This window comes from Pseudomaricurvus alkylphenolicus (assembly GCF_011683955.1).
GTDB lineage: Bacteria > Pseudomonadota > Gammaproteobacteria > Pseudomonadales > Cellvibrionaceae > Pseudomaricurvus > Pseudomaricurvus alkylphenolicus.
Window position 1 is genome coordinate 318,548 of the sequence record NZ_JAAQPI010000011.1, and the last position, 19,143, is coordinate 337,690.

The 19,143-nt window shown below is 51.9% G+C and carries 13 protein-coding genes; 2 read left to right on the forward strand and 11 right to left on the reverse strand.

The genetic code is table 11. The features are described from left to right. Positions 1 to 47 precede the first annotated feature (47 nt). From HBA55_RS25350 to HBA55_RS25365, 4 genes are all read right to left on the reverse strand, one after another. Positions 48 to 2,519: a TonB-dependent receptor gene (locus HBA55_RS25350; protein ID WP_166997194.1), complete on the reverse strand. Its 2,472-nt coding sequence runs from the start codon at positions 2,517 to 2,519 to the stop codon at positions 48 to 50. 257 nt (positions 2,520 to 2,776) lie between these two features. Continuing rightward, the gene (locus tag HBA55_RS25355; RefSeq protein WP_166997196.1) at positions 2,777 to 3,796 is read right to left on the reverse strand and encodes a helix-turn-helix transcriptional regulator; all 1,020 of its coding nucleotides are present in this window, start codon (positions 3,794 to 3,796) and stop codon (positions 2,777 to 2,779) included. Between the two features lie 205 nt (positions 3,797 to 4,001). After that, a complete protein-coding gene (locus HBA55_RS25360) occupies positions 4,002 to 4,853 on the reverse strand; it encodes a PA4780 family RIO1-like protein kinase (protein ID WP_166997198.1) in 852 nt (283 codons plus the stop codon). 570 nt (positions 4,854 to 5,423) lie between these two features. Beyond that, positions 5,424 to 6,113, reverse strand: a complete 690-nt coding sequence (locus tag HBA55_RS25365) for a PEP-CTERM sorting domain-containing protein (RefSeq protein WP_166997200.1) — start codon at positions 6,111 to 6,113, stop codon at positions 5,424 to 5,426. A 239-nt stretch (positions 6,114 to 6,352) separates the two neighbouring features. On the opposite strand from HBA55_RS25365, the gene HBA55_RS25370 reads away from it, so the two are divergent. Further along, a complete protein-coding gene (locus tag HBA55_RS25370; RefSeq protein ID WP_166997202.1) occupies positions 6,353 to 10,108 on the forward strand; it encodes a DUF4214 domain-containing protein in 3,756 nt (1,251 codons plus the stop codon). 8 nt (positions 10,109 to 10,116) lie between these two features. Here HBA55_RS25370 and HBA55_RS38080 read toward each other — a convergent pair whose 3' ends face one another. Both HBA55_RS38080 and HBA55_RS25380 read right to left on the reverse strand, forming a co-directional pair. Next, positions 10,117 to 10,434 carry an RIO1 family regulatory kinase/ATPase domain-containing protein gene (locus HBA55_RS38080; RefSeq protein ID WP_166997250.1) on the reverse strand — a complete coding sequence of 106 codons (318 nt, stop codon included), beginning with the start codon at positions 10,432 to 10,434 and terminating at the stop codon, positions 10,117 to 10,119. Between the two features lie 443 nt (positions 10,435 to 10,877). Beyond that, positions 10,878 to 10,985 carry a DUF2986 domain-containing protein gene (locus HBA55_RS25380; protein ID WP_166997204.1) on the reverse strand — a complete coding sequence of 36 codons (108 nt, stop codon included), beginning with the start codon at positions 10,983 to 10,985 and terminating at the stop codon, positions 10,878 to 10,880. A 402-nt stretch (positions 10,986 to 11,387) separates the two neighbouring features. Between HBA55_RS25380 and HBA55_RS25385 the strand changes: the two genes are divergently transcribed. Further along, complete coding sequence (locus tag HBA55_RS25385; protein ID WP_166997206.1) at positions 11,388 to 15,926, forward strand: DUF4214 domain-containing protein; 4,539 nt, start codon at positions 11,388 to 11,390, stop codon at positions 15,924 to 15,926. Between the two features lie 419 nt (positions 15,927 to 16,345). Here HBA55_RS25385 and HBA55_RS25390 read toward each other — a convergent pair whose 3' ends face one another. From HBA55_RS25390 to HBA55_RS25410, 5 genes are all read right to left on the reverse strand, one after another. Continuing rightward, a complete protein-coding gene (locus HBA55_RS25390; protein WP_166997208.1) occupies positions 16,346 to 16,756 on the reverse strand; it encodes a hypothetical protein in 411 nt (136 codons plus the stop codon). An 81-nt stretch (positions 16,757 to 16,837) separates the two neighbouring features. Beyond that, positions 16,838 to 16,978, reverse strand: coding sequence for a DUF2986 domain-containing protein (locus HBA55_RS25395; protein ID WP_166997210.1), 141 nt, complete (start codon positions 16,976 to 16,978; stop codon positions 16,838 to 16,840). A 405-nt stretch (positions 16,979 to 17,383) separates the two neighbouring features. After that, positions 17,384 to 17,803, reverse strand: a complete 420-nt coding sequence (locus tag HBA55_RS25400; RefSeq protein WP_166997212.1) for a hypothetical protein — start codon at positions 17,801 to 17,803, stop codon at positions 17,384 to 17,386. Next, positions 17,800 to 18,327 carry a hypothetical protein gene (locus HBA55_RS25405; protein WP_166997214.1) on the reverse strand — a complete coding sequence of 176 codons (528 nt, stop codon included), beginning with the start codon at positions 18,325 to 18,327 and terminating at the stop codon, positions 17,800 to 17,802. The genes HBA55_RS25400 and HBA55_RS25405 overlap by 4 nt, the downstream gene beginning before the upstream one ends. Positions 18,328 to 18,354: 27 nt before the next feature. Continuing rightward, positions 18,355 to 18,804 (reverse strand): hypothetical protein, encoded by a 450-nt coding sequence (locus tag HBA55_RS25410; protein WP_166997216.1) that lies wholly within the window; start codon positions 18,802 to 18,804, stop codon positions 18,355 to 18,357. Positions 18,805 to 19,143 lie beyond the last annotated feature (339 nt).

Consider the following 19,143-nt stretch of genomic DNA (forward strand, 5'->3'; position numbering starts at 1 on the left):
CATTAAAATGATGAAAAAAGGGGCTCCGAAGAGCCCAGAGAGGAGTCTTATTCCCAGCGATAACCGAAGGACACGCCGACGGTGCGCGGCCGGGAAATATACTGGCGGTTGTAGTCCTGAGACTGGTCGAGAATCTGGCCGGATACGCCGTCCTCGTTACCAAGGTTGTTGACAAACAGACCCGCGCGCCAGCGATCACCGCTCAGATTGGCCGACAGGTTCCAGACCTGGAAGTCATCAAGCACCGTAAACCCGGCCTGGCTGGTGTCGACCACCACCTGACCAATGGCACTGTCGTAAATCTTGTCGCTGACGGTGGTGGTCACCTGGTCGCGATAGAAACCGTCGAGATGCAGATGCAACTCCATACCGCTGTCCAGCTGCTTGAAGTAATCCAGTGACAGCGACAGCTGGTGTTCGGGCACTCCGGGCAGACGGTTGCCCGCTTCCCCCACGGTTCTCTCCACCACAAAGTCATCACGCAATTCAGCGTCCACATAACCGTAACCGACAACTGCACTGAGGTTTTCCGTCAACTGCGTGTTAATCTCCAGTTCCAGCCCGCGAGAGCGAGCGTCACCGCCGTTAATCACGAACGGAAAGGCGCCGGGATCCGTAAACGCATCCAGTTGCACATCCTGCCAGTCGATATTGTAGAGCGAGAAGGTATAACTGGTGGTGTCGCCCAGGCGCCCTTTCACCCCGGCCTCGATATTGGTGGCGTTATCGGAGTCGAACGTCAGCAGCGAACCGTCTGCTTCACAGAGGCCGCAGTCGCCGATGGCCAGGCCGTTGGCACCACCGTGGCGGAATCCCTCGGCCCAGGTAAAGTAGACCATGGTGTTCTCATTGAGGTCGTAGGAGGAATTGAATTTGTAAATGGCATCTTCGAAATCAGCCGCGGTATCCACTGTCAGAGTGCCGGACGGATCCAGACCGTCGGAGGAACAATACGGGCCGCATATGGGGAGCTGTTGGGTCAGTTCCTGCTCGAAGTCCTGCCAGAACTGGCGCATGCCGACGGTCATCTGCCAGGCATCGGTGATGTGGTAAGTGAGTTCACCAAATACGGCCAGGTCCTCGAAGCTCACCTCGCGATCAAAACCGAAAACATAGTCGGCCATGCTGCGGTCGCTGGGACGCGGCGCACCGTTGTACAGCATGATGAAGTCGGCAAAGCTGTCGAAGGCACCGGGGGCTCCAAACAGGTCGCTGATCACCGCCCCCGAACCGGGAAGATCGGCCCAGGCGGCAAAGCCGTGCATCAATTGCGGCTGCATAGTGACGCCCAGGCGCTGGTCGCGATAGAAGGCACCCACTACCCAATCCAGGTCGCCATCGCCGTTGGATACCAGGCGGAATTCCTGGGTCAGGGAGCGATCCCTGGCGCTCTCGGTCAAGGAGGACAGCACGCGGGGAAAGCCACCATAGGTCACCGGGCTGGCAGCGACGTTTTCCATAAAACCGGTGCCGTCGCGCAGTGATTGCGACTCATTGTCATAGTAGGAGGTCGAAGAACTGAAGGAGGCAAAACCCACATCGGCACTGATGTCGACGCTGACCAGATCCACTTCCCGTTCCAGCGGCGAGGAGATGGCCAGGTTGTGTTCGTTGTTCAGTCCCGTGGTCTGAACGCTGTAGTCGTCGGAGTTTTCCTCCTGGCGGTGATAGGTGAACAGGGCTTCGACATCGTCGTTGATATTCCACAGCAGCGACGAGCGCAGGTAGCGCAGATCGGCGCTGTCAACGTCCTCGGCACTGTGATAAGCGAGACCACTGTTGAGCGGATCTTCAGGCGAGGCCAGCAGCGGCTGGCCATTGGCGTCAAAGGTGGCCAATTGACTGGCGTCGATAAAGCCTCCAACCTCTTCGTAACCAAGGCCGATGCGCAGTGCCAGGTCTTCACTCAATGGCAAATTGAAGACGCCGTCGACACTGTAGTTCTGCTCCGAGGAATCATCGGTAAAGGAAAGCTTTCCGGACACATCGGCGGTTGTCTCCTGAGAGTCCGGTTTTCTGTGGATCAACCGCAAGGTGCCACCCATGGAACCGGATCCATAGAGCGTGCCCTGGGGACCGCGCAGCACTTCCACACGCTCAATGTCATGGAGCTTGAGATTGACGAACATCGGGGTTTCGTCAACGTAGGTGGACACCAGCGGTACGGTCAGGTTAGGCACAGTACTGCTGGCCGCGGAGCTGTTGGTATTCAGGCCACGAATAATCAGATTGCTGTTGATACCACTGGCGCGTGGGCCGAGGTCGGCGCTGGTCAATCCGGGGATCATTCGGGTCAGGGACTGCAAGTCACTGACGCCGGCATTGGCGATGGCATCACCGGAAACAGCGGAAATATTATAGGGGATGTCTTCAACCGACTGCGCCCTGCGGGTGGCGGTCACCATAATTTCTTCCAGCTCGAAAGCCTGGGCGGCGTTCGCTGGTGCGATATGCACACCGGATATGGCGGCGATCAGGGCTGCGGACAGTGAAGTGCGATGAAATACAGTTTTCGTCATTATGCTCTCCTGCTAGTGACAGCCCCACCAGAGTGTTTGATTGACAATGGCCTTGGGCCGGCACGCTTTTTTTTGTATGACCTCCGAAAAGGCTGAAACTAGGTTACCAACCTCGGGGCAGCGAAAGTTTTGACGAACTCGGCAAAAGTTTTGCTAAATCCGGCAATAGAGCGTGAATGAGGAAAACAGCGGCACGGAATGCCGCCGGGTCTCCCCTGTTTGGGGGATTGAAGGCCAGCCGTTTATGAATATGAAAACTAACTCTTTAGTTCCAATTTTCTATAAGCGTTGGGTGTCAGGCCAAACTGACGCCGGAAGGCGGTGACGAAATTGCAGGCATGCTCATAACCGAGCTGCCAGGCCACCTGATTGATATGAAGGTCTTCACGGGCCAGCAGCGATTTGGCCTCCTCCATTCTCTCGCGTAGCAGGTACTCGCGGATGGATAGACCGTAGTACTGCTTGAAGCGTTCGGACAGGGTGCCTCTGGTCATGCCGAGGTTACTGGCCAGCTCATCAAGGCTGGGAGGGACGGACAGGTCACCCACCAGCGCAGAGCGGACCTTATCCAGCTGCTCCATATCCCGTTCCTGCAGCGGTCGGCGTGAACTCCCCCTTTCCCGTCGCTGCAAGAGGCCCATCGTCAGGCACACCAGCTCTGCGCACTTGGCCTCCAGAAAACGTTCGCGTAAGGCGCCGGAAAAGTCCGTGGACGTCAGTGTCTTCAAACACTGGTGCAGCTCGGCACTCAGGGGCAGGGCCAGAACCGTACCTATGTCCTCTGCCATACAGGTGGAGCGCAACAGGTGCGGCATGGTCGCCGGATCCCCATTGAAGAAATCTTCCAGGAGCCTCTCCCAGCGAATCAGCACCTCCACCAGCACATACTTGACCCCACCACGGCAGAAGTCTTCCAGGGCTCTGTCTTCGGGGTAGTAAGTAATGCTGCAGGTACCTTCGACAGTTTGATACTCGGAGCCATCCTCCTCGGTAATCTGCGAGCCGCCGCCGAGATGAAAAATGCAGCTGACGTAGCCACCCAGGGTACAGACGCTGACGCGGTTGTCCCGCAGTATGTCCACATCCACCAAACGCAGCAGCACACCATCGCTGATGCGAATATACTGTTCATAACCCAGCTCATCGTCATCGTCGTGATGAATCCGAAAGCGAGGGTAGCGGGACAGCAGTGACGCCGCTTCCGTATAGCCCAGATTCTCAAACTCGACGATATCGTCACTCAGGAGCCTGGCAAAGACTGAGTTGGAATTCTGCATGGCACAAGCCCGGTCAGGTAAGCAGTTGTAATGATCCAGCTATGCTAACGCAAATGATAAGGGCGCGCCTATGGACATTGTGCCCTTTCATGGATGCATCCTGTGGGGCTCACAGGCAGAATCGGACTGTCGGGAAATCGTTCTTGCCGATATGCGGCAATACCGGCGAAGATTTGGTCCATTTTAGTTGGTGAGCGGCTGGTTGCTAAAGTGCTTCGTCGCGTAACCGCTCCTGGCGGGCCTGTTCCTCTGCCAAAACCGCCTTGATTTCCTCCATCACAGAATCCACATCCGCGAGATTGTCGTCGTCTTCAAATGTACCACTAAGCTGTGTTTCCGGAGTTAATTCGCCTTCTTCATAAAGCGCCCACATTTCATCGGCGTATCGGGTGTTCAGCAAGTCAGGTGCGAATAAACCGTAATAGCGATTCATATTGTCGATGTCGCGGCAAAGCATGGCACGTGCGTTGTTGTTGGCAGCTGCGTTCACCGCTTGTGGCAAATCGATGATAACCGGACCATATTCATCAACGAGCACGTTAAACTCAGACAGGTCACCATGGATCAGACCAGCGATCAGCATAAGCATAATGTAATGCATCATCAGGGCGTGGTCTTCTCGGGCCTGATCTGCAGACATCGTCACTTCGCCCAGCCTCGGGGCGGCATCGCCGTCTTCATCGGCGACCAGTTCCATCAGCAGCACGCCGTCGAAACATCCATAGGGCTGTGGCACTCTCACGCCGGCAGCGGCAAGGCGATACAGGGCATCTACCTCGGCATTCTGCCAGACTTCTTCCTGTTGACGGCGTCCAAATTTCGAACCCTTTTCCATCGCTCGGGCGCGGCGGCTGTTACGGACCTTACGGCCCTCCTGATATTGTGCGGCCTTTTTGAAGCTACGTTTTGCAGCCTCCTTGTACACCTTGGCGCAGCGAATTTCCGAATTACAGCGCACCACAAAGACATCGGCCTCCTTGCCGCTCATCAAGCGGTACAGTACTTCGTCGACAATGCCGTCATCAATCAGCGGTTGTATGCGTTTTGGGGCTTTCATTTGGGGTGTGTTTGGACCGAGTGAGTATTGAGATAGACAAGCGGCACAGTGTATTGCAAATTCGAGCCAGGCAATAGCTATCAGGTCCCCGAAATGTCTGGATTGGCGGTAGAGCTATGTTCTGCCGATGGGTTGGTCGTATTTTGACCATCTTGGTCTTTTGTTGTTATTGAGCATGGTCGCCTCCGAGTATCTTAGTGAAAGTTGCAGGAGACGCCGGAAAGGTGCCCCCATATAAGATACCCAGAGAGACGCAATCAAACCGGTAAGAATATTAAGAGACATCTTACGGGCTCATTTGGATTGCTTACTATTATTGATGTTCGTTACGTCAGAGGCGCTCTCGATGACAAATAGAATGTTGAGGCAGAGTCTGCAGCCATCTGCAGAGTATTCACTGAATCAAAAATTGTACTTGGCAGAAACATCAACACGGTAATTAAGTGGATGGTCTTCTTAAATTCAAGCAGGCCAAAATTGCTATTTGTACGAGGGGAGGAGCAGATCAAAACACTGATTACCTACAAGAGTGGGAGCAATCCAGGTACCAGTATCTTGATTTAGGGCTGCTCACACAACCTGATGGCTGGAAGCCTTTCGTCTAGCAAAGCCAAACAAGCCCATAAGGCCGCCGCCAAGTAACCACAGAGACGATGGCAGGGGTACTGATGATACTTCGGCACTTGTGATGTGGGCAAACATTGGTTCCCACTCAAATGCGCCGCCTTCCAGTTCCATTTGGATAGTGACGTAAGACTGATCTAAGTCGAAAGAATCCAGGGGGATGTCTCCAACGGGGAGAGCGTTGGATAACGCATCAGCATCGTTGTAATCATAAAGCACCAGTCCGATGGCCAGTCTGTTAATGTCGAACAGGCTTTCCAATGTAGGGATCGAAGGTTGATTAGGGCTGTTTTCCAATATAAATCTATCCCATTGTCGCCCAAATGAATCTATATGATCGTTAGTGACTTCTGAACGGCCATTCGTGCCATAGGCGAACACTCCACCCATGGTGATCTCATATTCAATCAAAGGAGAATAATAGAAGTACCTGTCATCATCGAATTCTATCGATCCTGAAATCTCAGCAGGATCATAGACAAATGTAGATGTCATTAGGTCGCCGAGTGAAACCAGTGGCGAGAATATTGGATCTATTTGCGTGACGGTCCCCTCAACTTTGATCTGTATTGGGGATGAAAAAACGGCAAAGCTAGAGAGTAAACATATCGAAGCGATCAGTCCCTGAAATTTCATCCTGCGTTTTCCTTTTTCCTGACAATCATTCCGTTGTATGGATGGAAGAAAGTTAGCAGGTGTAGAGCTTTGGCGCAAGTTTCATTGTGTTGGGCACCTTCAGCCGCCCACCCCGGCAACCAACTCATCCCGAGCGGTATCACAACGCTTGGCAAAGCAAGCACATAAAGCCACGTTTTGATTCGAAACTGGCATTCCAGTAGAATCCGCACCGGTCACACTTCAAAGGGAATTGTTCCATGCGATTAATCGCACTCCTTCTGATGCTGATATCAGCATCCCTCTCCGCTCAGGATGGTCAGGCACTTAGAGAGGACATCGATGAGCTCTATATTGGAATACTGGGGCGTGCAGCCCACAAGGATGGCCAGGATTACTGGTACAACCAGATCTCTCGGGGTGCTCTGACCCTGGAGCACACTCGAGCTTCATTTGTCCAGCAAGTGGAGTACAGAGAAATCTACGAAAACCTCACGATTTCTGAATTGATCCGCGCTATTTACCAGAATTTTCTCGAAAGAGAGCCGGCCGCAGCGGGCTTGAGCTATTGGCGAGAGGAATTGTATAGCGGCCGGGTTAACACCGATCAGTTTGTAAACGCGGTGATCAATGCTGTGCGGAATGCTGCACCAGACGACCCGCAGGCGCAGGCGGATTTGAACGTACTGAAAAACAAACTCGAAGTTGCCGAGTTTTTTACCGACGAGACAGCGTCTACTGCTGTAGATAGCAGTTTCATCCTGGCCGCACGAGACGTTTTATCTGATGTTACCGACGTTCGAACGAGTGTTGATAGAGCGTTGGAGCTCGCTGAGATTTATGCAGCACAGACTGGTTCTTCTACTGCCAATATGGTCGGGGCTTGGGGTTTTTCCTATCCCAGGGAATCCTGTGATGAAACCTACTATTTCTCAGAGGACGGTACTCTAGAGATAAATTCTAATGAGGAAATCGCCTTGGGCCGATATGTCGTCTCGGGAGCGGGATTGAGACGCCAGCTGAATCTCCTTATCACTTCGGACAACCTTGGAATGGACTGTGAATTCAGTACACGCAATGACGCCGGTTCGGAGTTGAGTATCTATGCGGAGTTCGAATCTAACACCCGAATCAGCCTCTATAGCAGTGCGACAGGAGGCGAGCAATTGGTGACGCTGCAGGCTGTGCTATGGAAGCCGAATGGAGAGCACCTTTGGTTAACAGTCCCCAATGATGTGGAAGGCTATGAACGAGGCGTAGCAACAATTGCAGCCACAAGTTCTCGAACAGATATTCGAGATATTACATGGAGTCAGGTTGCAGGACCTTCCGTCGATATTCTGAATCCAGCAGCATTGGAAACAGGTCTTCAGCTGCCTGAAGTTAGCGAAGACTCTGCGGTAACACTCCAAGTGGAGATCGAGTTTGAAGACGACGAGCGCAGGTCGGCTCTGGTAGAGCTGGCCGTGCGGGCTTATGCTAATGTGGAAGATGTTGAAGTTGAGGATGTGGCCCTTGATCAATGTATAGAACAGGAGTCCGCTTCAAATGACTTTACTGATATAGGTCAAGTCACCAGTCTGGAATGCAGTGGCGTGGGTAATCTGTCCGGGCTGGAAATGTTCCTGGCGCTGGCCAGCCTGAGCCTTCCTGACAACACTGTTTCCGCACTTGATAGTCTTTTCTCCCTTACCAACTTGGAAACACTGAATATCACTGGCAACAGTGGTTTGTCGTGTTCAGAAATAGAATCGCTTGAGTCTCAGTTGAATTTGGGGGAAACCTTTTATAGAGATGATTACTGCGTGACATCCAGATCGATTGAGCTTGGCGCTATCGGCTTCGATACAGCGATTGATGAAACGAGAGAGCAAATTTATATATCTATCCCATCGCGAAATGAAATTGTTGTGGTATCTACCTCGAAACTCAGAGTAGTGGATAGAATTTCGTTGCCGGGTTCCCCGTACGGAATTGATTTGAGTATTGATGAAAGTCGACTATTTGTAGCGTTGAGAGGTTCCACCTCAATCGCATCCCTTGATCTGGAGCAGCGTGAGATAACACTTATCCCATTGGCAGACAAAACGGGTCACCCGGATACCTATGATGTCGTTGAGGGAGCAGAAAACAGGTTGTTTGTGTCGGCCTCTCCAGGGAGCGGAGGTCTTGCCAGGGTTGCCCAAATTAGGCTTGATGAGTTTAATTTGGCGACGTCGGTTGCCAATAATCAGTACATAAGATCCAGGCCAACGTTCGCTCGCTCACCGGATCATCAATTCGTTTATGTGGGGTCAGGGTTTTCTCCCAACTCATTATACAAACTCAGTTTAGTGGATCCGGATGCTGGAATTGCGCTCGAAGACGATCATGGCAGCGTTAGTGGGACACACAATCTAACGGTGAATCCAGAAGGTACACGAATAGCGTTAGGGAGCGGACAGGTGTTGCGAACCGGGTCTTTTATTGAGGAGGGACGCGTTAATTCCGGAATTTCGGTGTCTAGCAAAACTACAAATACGCTCTTTGTTAACGCCAGTGGCGGCGGAATACTGGTCTATGATTTTGATTCGCTGGAAATGCAACGAAGCATTGATACCGGATGTTCCAGTGGAGCATCGAAACGCATAAATGTGTTTAACCAGGATACGAACTTTGCGTTGCTTCAATCGGATGTGTTGTGCATCTATGGATCGGTGTCTGTCTCTGAAAGCAACGACGCTTTCGCTGAACTGCGATTTGACGATCTTGGGCTGGAACGATGTGTGATCGATGCGGCCCAGGAACGCGGGTATACATCGCCCGATCAGTTTGAAGCGTTGGATTGCAGCGGTTCCGAAACCAACATACTGAATTTAAACGCCATTCAAAAGATGCAAAACCTAAAGCACTTGGATCTGTCAGGTCATGGTGTCCTCTCTCTCGAACCTCTGGCGAGTGCGGAAAGTATCGAGTCTTTGTCGCTAAGAAATACCAATGTGTCAGACGTTGAATACCTATTTGGACTAACATCGCTAACGGCCCTTGATGTACGGGAAAACGATAATATTACCTGCGACAAGCTAGATATTCTTGCTCAGGGAGGAACTGGGGTGTCGGCTGAAAAGTGCACCAGTCATGCCAGAATTGAGTTAGGCGCGGTTGGAGCTGATATGGCTTTTAATAGGGCGGAGGAAAGGTTGCTGGTTTCGATCCCATCGATGCAACAGATTGCAGAGGTAGATTTGAATGAAGTTTCGATTGCTAACCGATATGCAATGCCTGGGACGCCGCAAGGGATTGACCTGTCAGCGGATGGAGAAACACTATACGCCGCGCTTTTTGGAGACGGTGATATCGGTTATCTAGATCTGACCACGGGTGAAACAGACGTTGTGGATCTGTCTACGCAGTTGGATGATGACAGGACTTGGGATGTCGCTGAAGTGGAACATAACAGAATAGTCGTTTCTTCCAATCCTGGAAGTAATGGTTTCGCCTATATAGTAGAAGTTCGAAGAGATGAGGATAATGCCGCGACACGAGTCGCCGGTGGAACTATTATCAGGGCTCGACCAATCTTCGCAGCCGATCCAGCGAACCAAACCGTCTACATTGGCTCGGGATTCTCACCGAACTCCCTGTACAAGCTGGACGCGTCCGATGCTAGTTTGCCCATCGTACTTGAAGACGACCACGGGCAGGTCAGTGGGACCGATAATCTCACTCTTAGCGCTGATGGCAGTTTGATTTACCTGAGCTCTGGTCAGGTATTGGCTACGTCTCAGTTCAATCAGGTGGCCAAATTCCCATCTGGGAAATCCTGGTTGTCCAATGATGGGACAAACCTCTATATCGCAGAAGGTGAGCTCAACGCAGTAGGTGTGTATGACGTTAACACGACGGCGAAAGTCGGTCGCCAAGAGTGGGGGTGCAACTTGGAAGACGTGAAGTCAATTGTAGAAGCACCAGGTGGAGGGGTCATCGCTATGGGCGATGATCTTGTATGCTTTGTTCGGATAGTGCCCTACGAGTAGTGTCATTTTCAGCTACGCCACTTGGCGCAGGTTCGATGAATGCCTCGCGTGTCGCCAGGTGCCAGCTCAGAAGCGATCCCATAACCTGATAAACAGCAGGGAGAACACCCAGCAAGGCGGTTTAGCTGCAAGGAAGATGCTTTAAGCATAACGTAATGCATTATCAGGGCGTGGTCTTCTCGGGCCTGTTCCGCTGACATTGACACTTCGCCCAGTCTCGGAGCGGCATCGCCGTCGTCATCGGTGACCAGTTCCATCAGCAGCACACCGCCAAAGCACCCAAAAGGTTTTGGTACTCTCACGCTGGCAGCGGCGAGGCGATACAGGGCTTCAACCTTGGCATTCTGCCAGACTTCTTCCTGTTGACGGCGTCAAATAGTGACCCTTTCTGTAACTCCTCCTCCTGAGACAACTCCCCATAGAACCTGGGATATGGCCAACCGTAGCCCCAGCGGAACTTCGTCGGCAGAAAGGGTGTCCCACCCACGCGAACCCCGGCCAGCATAAGCAGGGAATTTCCTCCTCGCCGACCTTCTCAACACAGGCCTTGAGAGCAAAATCGGCATTCTCGCGATCTTTGAAGGTGCCATCCTTCCAGTAGGCATAATCATGCTCATTGCAGCCACAATTGTCGTTGTTCCAAGGAACCATCGGAAAAGGCACTGCAGCCGTCGCTGATAAATGGCTTCAGTTTTGCGTCTGACGCCAACACTGAGCTGGACAGTAGCATCAAGAAAGTGAAAAGGCCGGTGTTCTACACGAGACAGCGCTACGCTTCAGTCTCACCTTCCACAGCTTTCTCCCGGTCAGCCTTGGCGATATAGCGCGGCTTCTTCCTGGGATCCAGCTTGGCTTTGGCCTTTTTACGGCGATTCATGATTCATAGTCCGGGCCTCTTCGGGGGTGGAGTCTGAACTGTCGACAGTGGCGTGGCAGGTGATTGCTCCGGTGGCAGTCCGAGAGTAGCTTGGGTCCGTGGATCTGTTGATGATGTGGAAGGTGTCGCCCTTGGTAATTCCTCGATAGATGGTGATGAAGGACTTCTCCAAATGGGATGCCGATGTTCTTGAGGTGGCTGTGAGGGATATTGGGGAGGGGAGTTCCGTGATATTATCTTCATCTTTGAACGGATGGTGGCAAACAAGGATGAATGGCGGCGTTTCCACTCTAAGGCAGACACTTGGTGTCTGCCTCAGTCTTATTAAACGCTGGACAAACTCCTCACTCTACAACCGAACCCTGGCACGGCTGCCAAGACCTAGACAAGGAACGTACTTTCATGACGGACAACACCGCCCCATATCTGGCTGGGATTCTTGCTGATCAAATCGTAGCGCCCGGTATTTCATCAAGCTTCGAGCTTCCTGAGGGTTTGTTTGTAGACCCGGACGGGGATGAATTAACTTTCTCTCTGGAAATGCAAGACAGCACTGACCTGCTTTCATGGCTGTCCATAGACTCGCAAACGGGTGCAATTACTGCGGCTCCCGGAGATTATGATCATGGTGAATTGGCGATAAAGATTATCGCGACAGACACCTCTGGCAGTTCTGCGGTGTCTTTCTCCAATATTCGGGTGGCGTTTCCTGATGTACGGGTAAACAGCTACATCGATGACGATCAGTTCGAGCACGAGGTTGCCCCCTTGGCGGATGGCGGCTGGATCGTGACTTGGCATTCCGACAAACAGTTGGGTGGATGGGGCGAAGAAGTCTATGCGCAGCGCTACGATGCCGATGGCAATGCGGTGGGGTCGGAGTTCCTGGTCAACACTTTCACCTTCAGCCACCAGCAAGCTCCAGCGGTTGTCGGCTTACCGGATGGCGGCTGGGTTGTAACCTGGGAATCTTGGTCTCAGGACGGTAATTACAACGGGATTTTTGCACGGCGTTATGATCGTGATGGCAATAGGATCGGGTCGGAATTTCAGGTCAACACCCACACTGACGATTCCCAGTATTATCCTGCGGTTGCTGCTTTGAAGGATGGCGGATGGGTGGTGACCTGGTCATCCTGGTTTCAGGACGGTTCTGACAATGGGATCTATGTCCAGGGTTATGATAGCGATGGCAATGCGGTGGGTGCGGAAGTTCAGGTCAACACTTACACTGATGACCGCCAGTATCAACCCGTGGTTACTGCCTTAGCGGATGGCGGCTGGCTGGTGGCTTGGAACTCCTATCAGCAGGATGGCTCTGGCTCTGGGGTTTATGCCCAGCGTTATGACGGTGATGGAAATTCGGTGGGATCTGAATTTCGGGTCAACACCTATACCTATAGTTCCCAGTCTTCACCAAAGATTGCCGTCTTGGCGGATGGAGGCTGGCTACTGAGCTGGAACTCCTATCAGCAGGACGGCTCTAGGGGGGGCGTTTTTGCTCAGCGCTATGATAGCGATGGCAATTCGGTAGGGTCGGAATTTCAGGTCAATACCTTCTCCCTTGGCTCCCAGTCTGTACGAGCGGTTGAGCCCTTGGCGGATGGCGGCTGGCTAGTGATTTGGGCATCCTACGCGCTGACTGGCTCAGGCAGTGACGTCTACGTCAAGCGTTATGACAGCAATGGCAATTCGGTGGGGTCGGAGTTTCGGCTCAATGTTGACAGCAGGCACTACGAGTCTGGTCACTGGGAGTCTTCCCTAAGGATTGCCACCTTGGCGGATGGTGGCTGGGTAGTCACATGGACCGTCAATGACGAGGACGGTTCTGGTTATGACATCTATGCCCAGCGCTATGATGCCGATGGCTACCAGCTTGGCATTTCTCACCAGTTCATCTCGGTATCGGGCTCATCGACTGAGGGGGAGCTTCTAACTGCAGAGATTGACGGTATTCAGGAACCCTACGGGTATGAACAGCTATCTTATCAATGGTTCGCCGATGGAATGGCCATTGATGGAGAGACAAGCTCGACACTATTGTTGGCTCAGAGCCACGTTAACAAATCGATTTCGGTTACCGTTGCTTACACCACTGGTCTGGGAGAAGAAAAACAGCTGACCGCTGGCACAGCAGACGCGGTTTCCAATGTAAACGATGATCCTATCGGTGGTGATGAAATCATTGGCGCCGCTCGTCAAGGTGCAGTACTGCAATACAGTCACAACATAGAAGACGAAGATGGCCTTGGTGAACTCCACTTTCAATGGTTGCGCGACAGCGATCCAGTTGAGGGGGCTACGGCTGACGCGTATCAGTTAACGCAGGACGACGTTGGATCGGTATTCAGTTTGCAGGTGAGTTACGTTGATGGCTTTGGGGCCGCAGAATCTGTCATCAGTGACAACACCGATATCGTTGAAAATGTGAATGACGAACCCACTGGCGCCGTCACCATTGTCGGTACCGCCGAAGAAGATCAAATCTTAACGGCATCCAATAGTTTGGTTGATGCAGACGGTCTGGGTGTGGTCTCCTATCATTGGTATGCGGATGATCTAGCCATTGATGGCGCCACTGGTGATCAGCTAATTCTGGGGCAGGATCAGGTTGGTAAAGCCATCAGTGTTGCTGCCCTTTATATCGATGACTGGGGTACGCAAGAGTCTGTATTCAGTGAAAGCACCGGTATCGTTGTCAATGTGAATGATGAGCTTACGGGCACCGTCGATATTGTCGGCACAGTGGAAGAATATCAAACGTTAACGGCGTCCAATACCCTGGCGGATGAGGACGGGCTGGGTGTGGTTACCTACCAGTGGTACGCGGACAGTCTGGCCATCGATGGTGCCACCAGTGATCAACTAACACTGGGGCGGGATCAGGTTGGCAAAACCATCAGCGTTGCTGCCCGCTATACCGATGACTGGGGCACAGACGAGTTTGTATTCAGTGAGAGCACCAGCATCGTTGTCAATGTGAATGATGCGCCCACGGGCGCCGTCACCATTGTCGGAACAGCGGAAGAAGATCAAACGTTAACGGTGTCCAATACCCTGGTCGATAAAGACGGCTTAGGTGTGGTTTCTTACCAGTGGTACGCGAACAGTCTTGTCATTGAGGGTGCCACCAGTGATCGGTTGACTCTGGAGCAAACTCAGGTTGGCAAAACCCTCAGTGTCGTTGCTCGCTATACCGATATGCGGGGTACGCAAGAGTCTGTATTCAGTGAAAGCACCGGTATCGTTGTCAATGTGAATGATGAACCCTTGGGCACAGTCACTATTATTGGCACTGCTGAAGAAGATCAGACCTTAACAGTATCCAGTACCCTGGCGGATGAGGACGGCCTTGAGGCGCTTTCTTACCAGTGGTACGCCGATGGTCTGGCCATCGAGGGCGCCACTAGCGATCAACTAACTCTGGGACAGGATCAGGTTGGCAAAGCCATTAACGTTGCTGCCTACTATACCGATGATTGGGGCACCGCAGAGTCTGTCGCTAGCGAAAACACCAGTATCGTTGACAATCTGAATGATGAGCCCTTGGGCGTCGTCACCATTGTCGGCACAGCTGAAGAAGATCAAATCTTAACGGTATCTAATACCCTGTCTGATGAAGACGGCTTGGGGGTAGTTTCTTACCAGTGGTATGCAGATAGTGTGGCCATCGACGGTGCCACCAGTGATCGGTTAACTCTGGAGCAAGATCTGGTCGGCAAAAGTATTACCGTTACTGCCAGATATACCGATGGCTTCGACGTGGAAGAAGCGGTAACCACAACGGTGGATAGTCTTGTGGCCAACCTCAATGACGATCCACAGGGAAGCGTTTTAATCCGTGGTGTTGTAAGGGTTGGACAAACCGTTTCAGTAGAGGTCGATCTTGAGGATCCCGATGGGCTCGGGTCTTTCATTTATAAATGGCTGCGTGATGGCACTGAAATAGCGGGGGCGTTTGTTCAAGAATACCAACTGCAGCAAGATGATGTCGAATCAAAGCTCCAGGCCGTGGTCAGCTACACCGACGGCTACGGTGTTGAAGAAAGTGTAACCTCCGATGCACTGTTGGTTGGGGCAGAGGTTTTTGGTGGCGACATCGATGATATTCTTAGTGGCACCTTGGCGGATGACGAGATAAGTGGAGGTAATGGTTTCGATGTGATGACAGCTCGCTATCTTCCGAGTCAATACATTTTATCAGACGGAATCCTGTCTGGCAGCGAGGGTGATGACCACTTGGATAGCATAGAGTCCATTGGTTTTGGTTACGGCATGGGTCATGATGCCTACATCGTTGACGTGGAGTTGGATGATCTTGTCGATCCAGATGGTGAGGTCGGTACGCAAAAAACCTACGCGGCTGAGCTGCTCGACAAAATCAGTGACCTGTACATCGCCTATTTCGGCCGCGCCCCCGCTGCGGAAGGCTTGACTTATTGGTTTAAAGAAAACTACACAGGATCACTGGATTTTCTGTCTACCGCGAAGAGTTTTGCCGATCAAACAGAATTCAGAACAACCTACCCGGAAGGTTCCACAAACCGAGAGTTTGTAGAATCGGTTTACCAAAACATGTTCAACCGTGCACCAGAAGCAGCCGGTTGGGACTACTGGGAGAAAGAGCTGAACAACGGTATGGATAAGGCAGTGTTCCTGCTGGCTGTTATCAATGCAGCATACTCTCCAACTGGCGGCGAGCAAGATCGGCAGCTCTTGAGCAACAAGCACGATGTTTCCATCTACTATGCTGAGCAAACCATGCTTTATCCTGATGAAGGCTTTGATAACAGCATCAATGAGTTGCTCTCGGCGGTGACCTCTGACGTAGATAGCGTGAATCGTGCTATCGATATTATTGACTATGTGTTTGAAGAAGAAGTTACTCTAGCAGGAGTGATCGATGATCAAGCCCTCTGGGACTCGTTCTGGGTGGCTTAAAGGAGTACTGGTGCGGCTCTAGCCATGATGCCGCCGAGTGATCTGGCCGGGTTGGTGAAGCCGTTTTCGGACAGGGTGATACCGGGTGGTAGAGAGCCCGTATATCAGTCCCTTCTTATACAAGGATGAGGGCTTCGCTACAGGGAAGGGCGATAGCGGCCAGCAACAGGGAGGCAGTTGTTTTGGTGTGCCGGTGTTCCATGTGAGCCTCCCTGCACATCAATTTCGAGGGCGCTCATAAGTTTAGACAAATATTTGGTTTTTTTGGGATGCAGATGGAACTATCCCCAAATCGCCCGGTCAGAGTATACAGATTTCATGACTCTCTCCTCATGACTGCTTTAGCCTCGACACTGATCGGGGCTTTTTATTACCTGGAGAAAATGGCTGATCAAAAAGTGATCGGTTGCGGGGTGGGCCTATGGTATCCCACTGGCTTGTTTGGCGGCCTCTTCAACCTGCTGTAACTCCTCCTGAGACAACTCCCCATAGAACCTGGGGTATGACCAACCGTAACCACAACGAAACTTGGTCGGCAGAAAGGGCGTCCCACCCACGCGAACCCCGGCAAGCATCAACAGGGCGATCTCCTCTTCGCCAACCTTCTCAACACAGGCCTTGAGTGCAAAATCAGCAATCTCGCGCTCTTGGTAGGTGCCACCTTTCCAGTAGGCATAGTCGTGCTCGGTACAGCATTGCAGCCACAGCTGGCGTTGTTCCAGGGAGCCGTCCGGAAAGGCACTGCAGCCATCACTGGTAAATGGCTTCAGCTTTGCGTCAGATGCCAACACTGAGCCGGACAGTAAAGTCAAAAGGGTGAAGAGTTTCATGGCTATGAGGCAATTATGCTGACCAATATCGTTCTTTGAGCCAAGGAAAGGAAAAAAGGCCAACGCTAACCAAGACCCAGCTTAGGTCCCAGCCTCACCTTCCACAGCCTTCTCCCGGTCAGCCTTGGCTACATAGCGCGGCTTCTTCCTGGGATCCAGCTTGGCTTTGGCCTTTTTCAGCTTCTTCTCGAATATCTGCTTGGCCTTTTTACGGCGATTCATGACGTGGACCGTTGGAAGGTGGGTATATGGAAATGTTGAATTTGGACGGCAACCCTCAGACTGCCTGCCCAAACCGCCCCTCAAGATACCGGATAATATGGCCGGACTCATACATCCAGCGCCTCTCCCCGGAAGCTTCCTCAATGCGCAAACAAGGCACTTTCAATCGACCACCGCCAGTAACCAGCTCATCCCGAGCGGTATCGCTACGCTTGGTAGCTCCTCCTCGCTGACTTTTTCCACACAGGCTTTGAGGGCACAAAGTTGGCAGCTTCGCGTTCTTTGTAGGTGCCGCCCTTCCGGAAGGATAATCATGCTCGGTGAAGCATTACAGCCACAACTGGCGCTGTTCCAATGATCTATCCGGAAGGGCGCTGCAGCCCCCGCTTGCCGATAGCGACAGAGTTAGTCTACATTGTGTGCAGTGAGGAAAACGGCTTTGCTCAACGAATTGAAGAAGTCCTGATAGGGCTGTGGATCTTCAATCGCCTGCAAATTGTAAGTGGCGTTTGCTCTCACTAGCAGTTGGGAGTCTCCCTTCGGCCTAACAGTGATAGTCATGCGGATCTGGTAGCCACTCAGTTTGGTTGCTGTTACTGTGCCTAGATCGCTATCCGCTTTATCGACAATAAAGCCCAAGTCTTGAGTCGTTGCAACAATTGAGCGAAGCATCTTGGTGCGGTCGTTTGAATCAAAAGACCTAGTTTGAATGCTCCGAAGCTCAACCTGACTGCCTCCGGCAAGCACATGGCTGTTCTGGCTGGCGCAGCCGGTCAGCAGCGCGATCGTTACAGTAAATGCGAAAATAAAAGAGTTCTTAGTCATATCAGGTGAGCCTCAAGAAATGCAGATTTGGATAATTTTTCAAAGAACCCTTGATAAAGGTCTGGCTCCTTTAGTGTCTCAACGCGGCTGATCTGTCCTTGTGTATTCCACACGATGCGTTGGAATGAAATACGAGCTATCGAGGATTCACTGTCACTCAGATTCTCGTTCACAACGAGGGATATTCGTATTTTTTGTTCTTTGTCGACGGGCATGGCGCCTCCACCTAGCAGGGCAACCACAACGGCTCCAGCAATCTGAGCGCCGTCGGTAGCGTCAGCTTTCTTGGATGCTGTAAGTATGCCCAGAGTGGCATTTGACTCATCCAGCGCGTAGCCCATGTCTTGCAATACTGCGGCACCAGATGCCAGTAAGACTTTTCTGTCGAGTGTGTCGAATTTTCTGCTTTGAAGTTGACGGTCTTCGAGGCTAGTTGGAGAGAGTTTAAAGGCATCCTTGGGAATCGTCGGAGTACAGCCGACCAACCCAGCAATGATAACGCAGAGGAGAGTGAAGTTTTTCAAGAGAAATACCCTAGTGTTATATAGTGATTAGAATCTTGAGGTGTGGTAAGCGAAGTCCCTTACCAGGCGGTTTTCATCAAATTTGATGATAATCGTCAGAGTTTTCTGGGACTTGGAGGCTGCGCCGGCGCTTCGGCTAGCGCTGCCACCCACGCCACCTAAAACAGCACTGCTCGCTCCCAGGATGAGGGACGACACCCCTGCAGAGCTCTTGGAATAGGATACGTCGGTTGAGATCTTATCGTATATCCATACTTCACGGCGATTTTCATCTGTTGAAACGATATTTGGAGATCCCAGGGTGGCTGCGACTTCTCCGCCAGCCATTCCTATGCGGATTTCTTTTTGCACTACACCTACAGTCACGCGGTCTGTAGAATCATCGTGTACGTCTGCGCGATGTTGAGATGCACTCATGCAGCCAGACAACGCCAGAACGGAAATGGCGACGGTTAAAGATTTAAAGGTGAGGGGCATGCTGACAATGTCCTATTCCTTGGGGTTTACGGATCATCCGTGTTGATGATGGCCATTATACGGTGAAAGGTACGTTAGTAAAGAAGTGTGCACTGGAGTTTACAGACAGGTTGCTCTGCAAGCGCATGCTTAGTTGACGCAGAGACCTTGGAGGAGGAGCTGCTTGGTCGTCTTGTTAGCAGGAGAGAGTGATAAAGAAAATCATTATTATTGGGACTGTTAAAAATTCTGTGTCATTCCTATAATCACGACCCAAAAGGAACGACACATGTCCAACGAGTTCGACTTTAACAAAGCACTGGAAGCCCTACAATCTGGTCAATCTTTGACCGGGAAAGA

Excerpts from the sequence above, each read along its gene's own strand:
- HBA55_RS25350 (WP_166997194.1), bottom strand. The coding sequence starts at position 2,519 with ATGACGAAAACTGTATTTCATCGCACTTCACTGTCCGCAGCCCTGATC.
- HBA55_RS25355 (WP_166997196.1), bottom strand. The coding sequence starts at position 3,796 with ATGCAGAATTCCAACTCAGTCTTTGCCAGGCTCCTGAGTGACGATATC.
- HBA55_RS25360 (WP_166997198.1), bottom strand. The coding sequence starts at position 4,853 with ATGAAAGCCCCAAAACGCATACAACCGCTGATTGATGACGGCATTGTC.
- HBA55_RS25365 (WP_166997200.1), bottom strand. The coding sequence starts at position 6,113 with ATGAAATTTCAGGGACTGATCGCTTCGATATGTTTACTCTCTAGCTTT.
- HBA55_RS25370 (WP_166997202.1), top strand. The coding sequence starts at position 6,353 with ATGCGATTAATCGCACTCCTTCTGATGCTGATATCAGCATCCCTCTCC.
- HBA55_RS25380 (WP_166997204.1), bottom strand. The coding sequence starts at position 10,985 with ATGAATCGCCGTAAAAAGGCCAAAGCCAAGCTGGATCCCAGGAAGAAG.
- HBA55_RS25385 (WP_166997206.1), top strand. The coding sequence starts at position 11,388 with ATGACGGACAACACCGCCCCATATCTGGCTGGGATTCTTGCTGATCAA.
- HBA55_RS25390 (WP_166997208.1), bottom strand. The coding sequence starts at position 16,756 with ATGAAACTCTTCACCCTTTTGACTTTACTGTCCGGCTCAGTGTTGGCA.
- HBA55_RS25395 (WP_166997210.1), bottom strand. The coding sequence starts at position 16,978 with ATGAATCGCCGTAAAAAGGCCAAGCAGATATTCGAGAAGAAGCTGAAA.
- HBA55_RS25400 (WP_166997212.1), bottom strand. The coding sequence starts at position 17,803 with ATGACTAAGAACTCTTTTATTTTCGCATTTACTGTAACGATCGCGCTG.
- HBA55_RS25410 (WP_166997216.1), bottom strand. The coding sequence starts at position 18,804 with ATGCCCCTCACCTTTAAATCTTTAACCGTCGCCATTTCCGTTCTGGCG.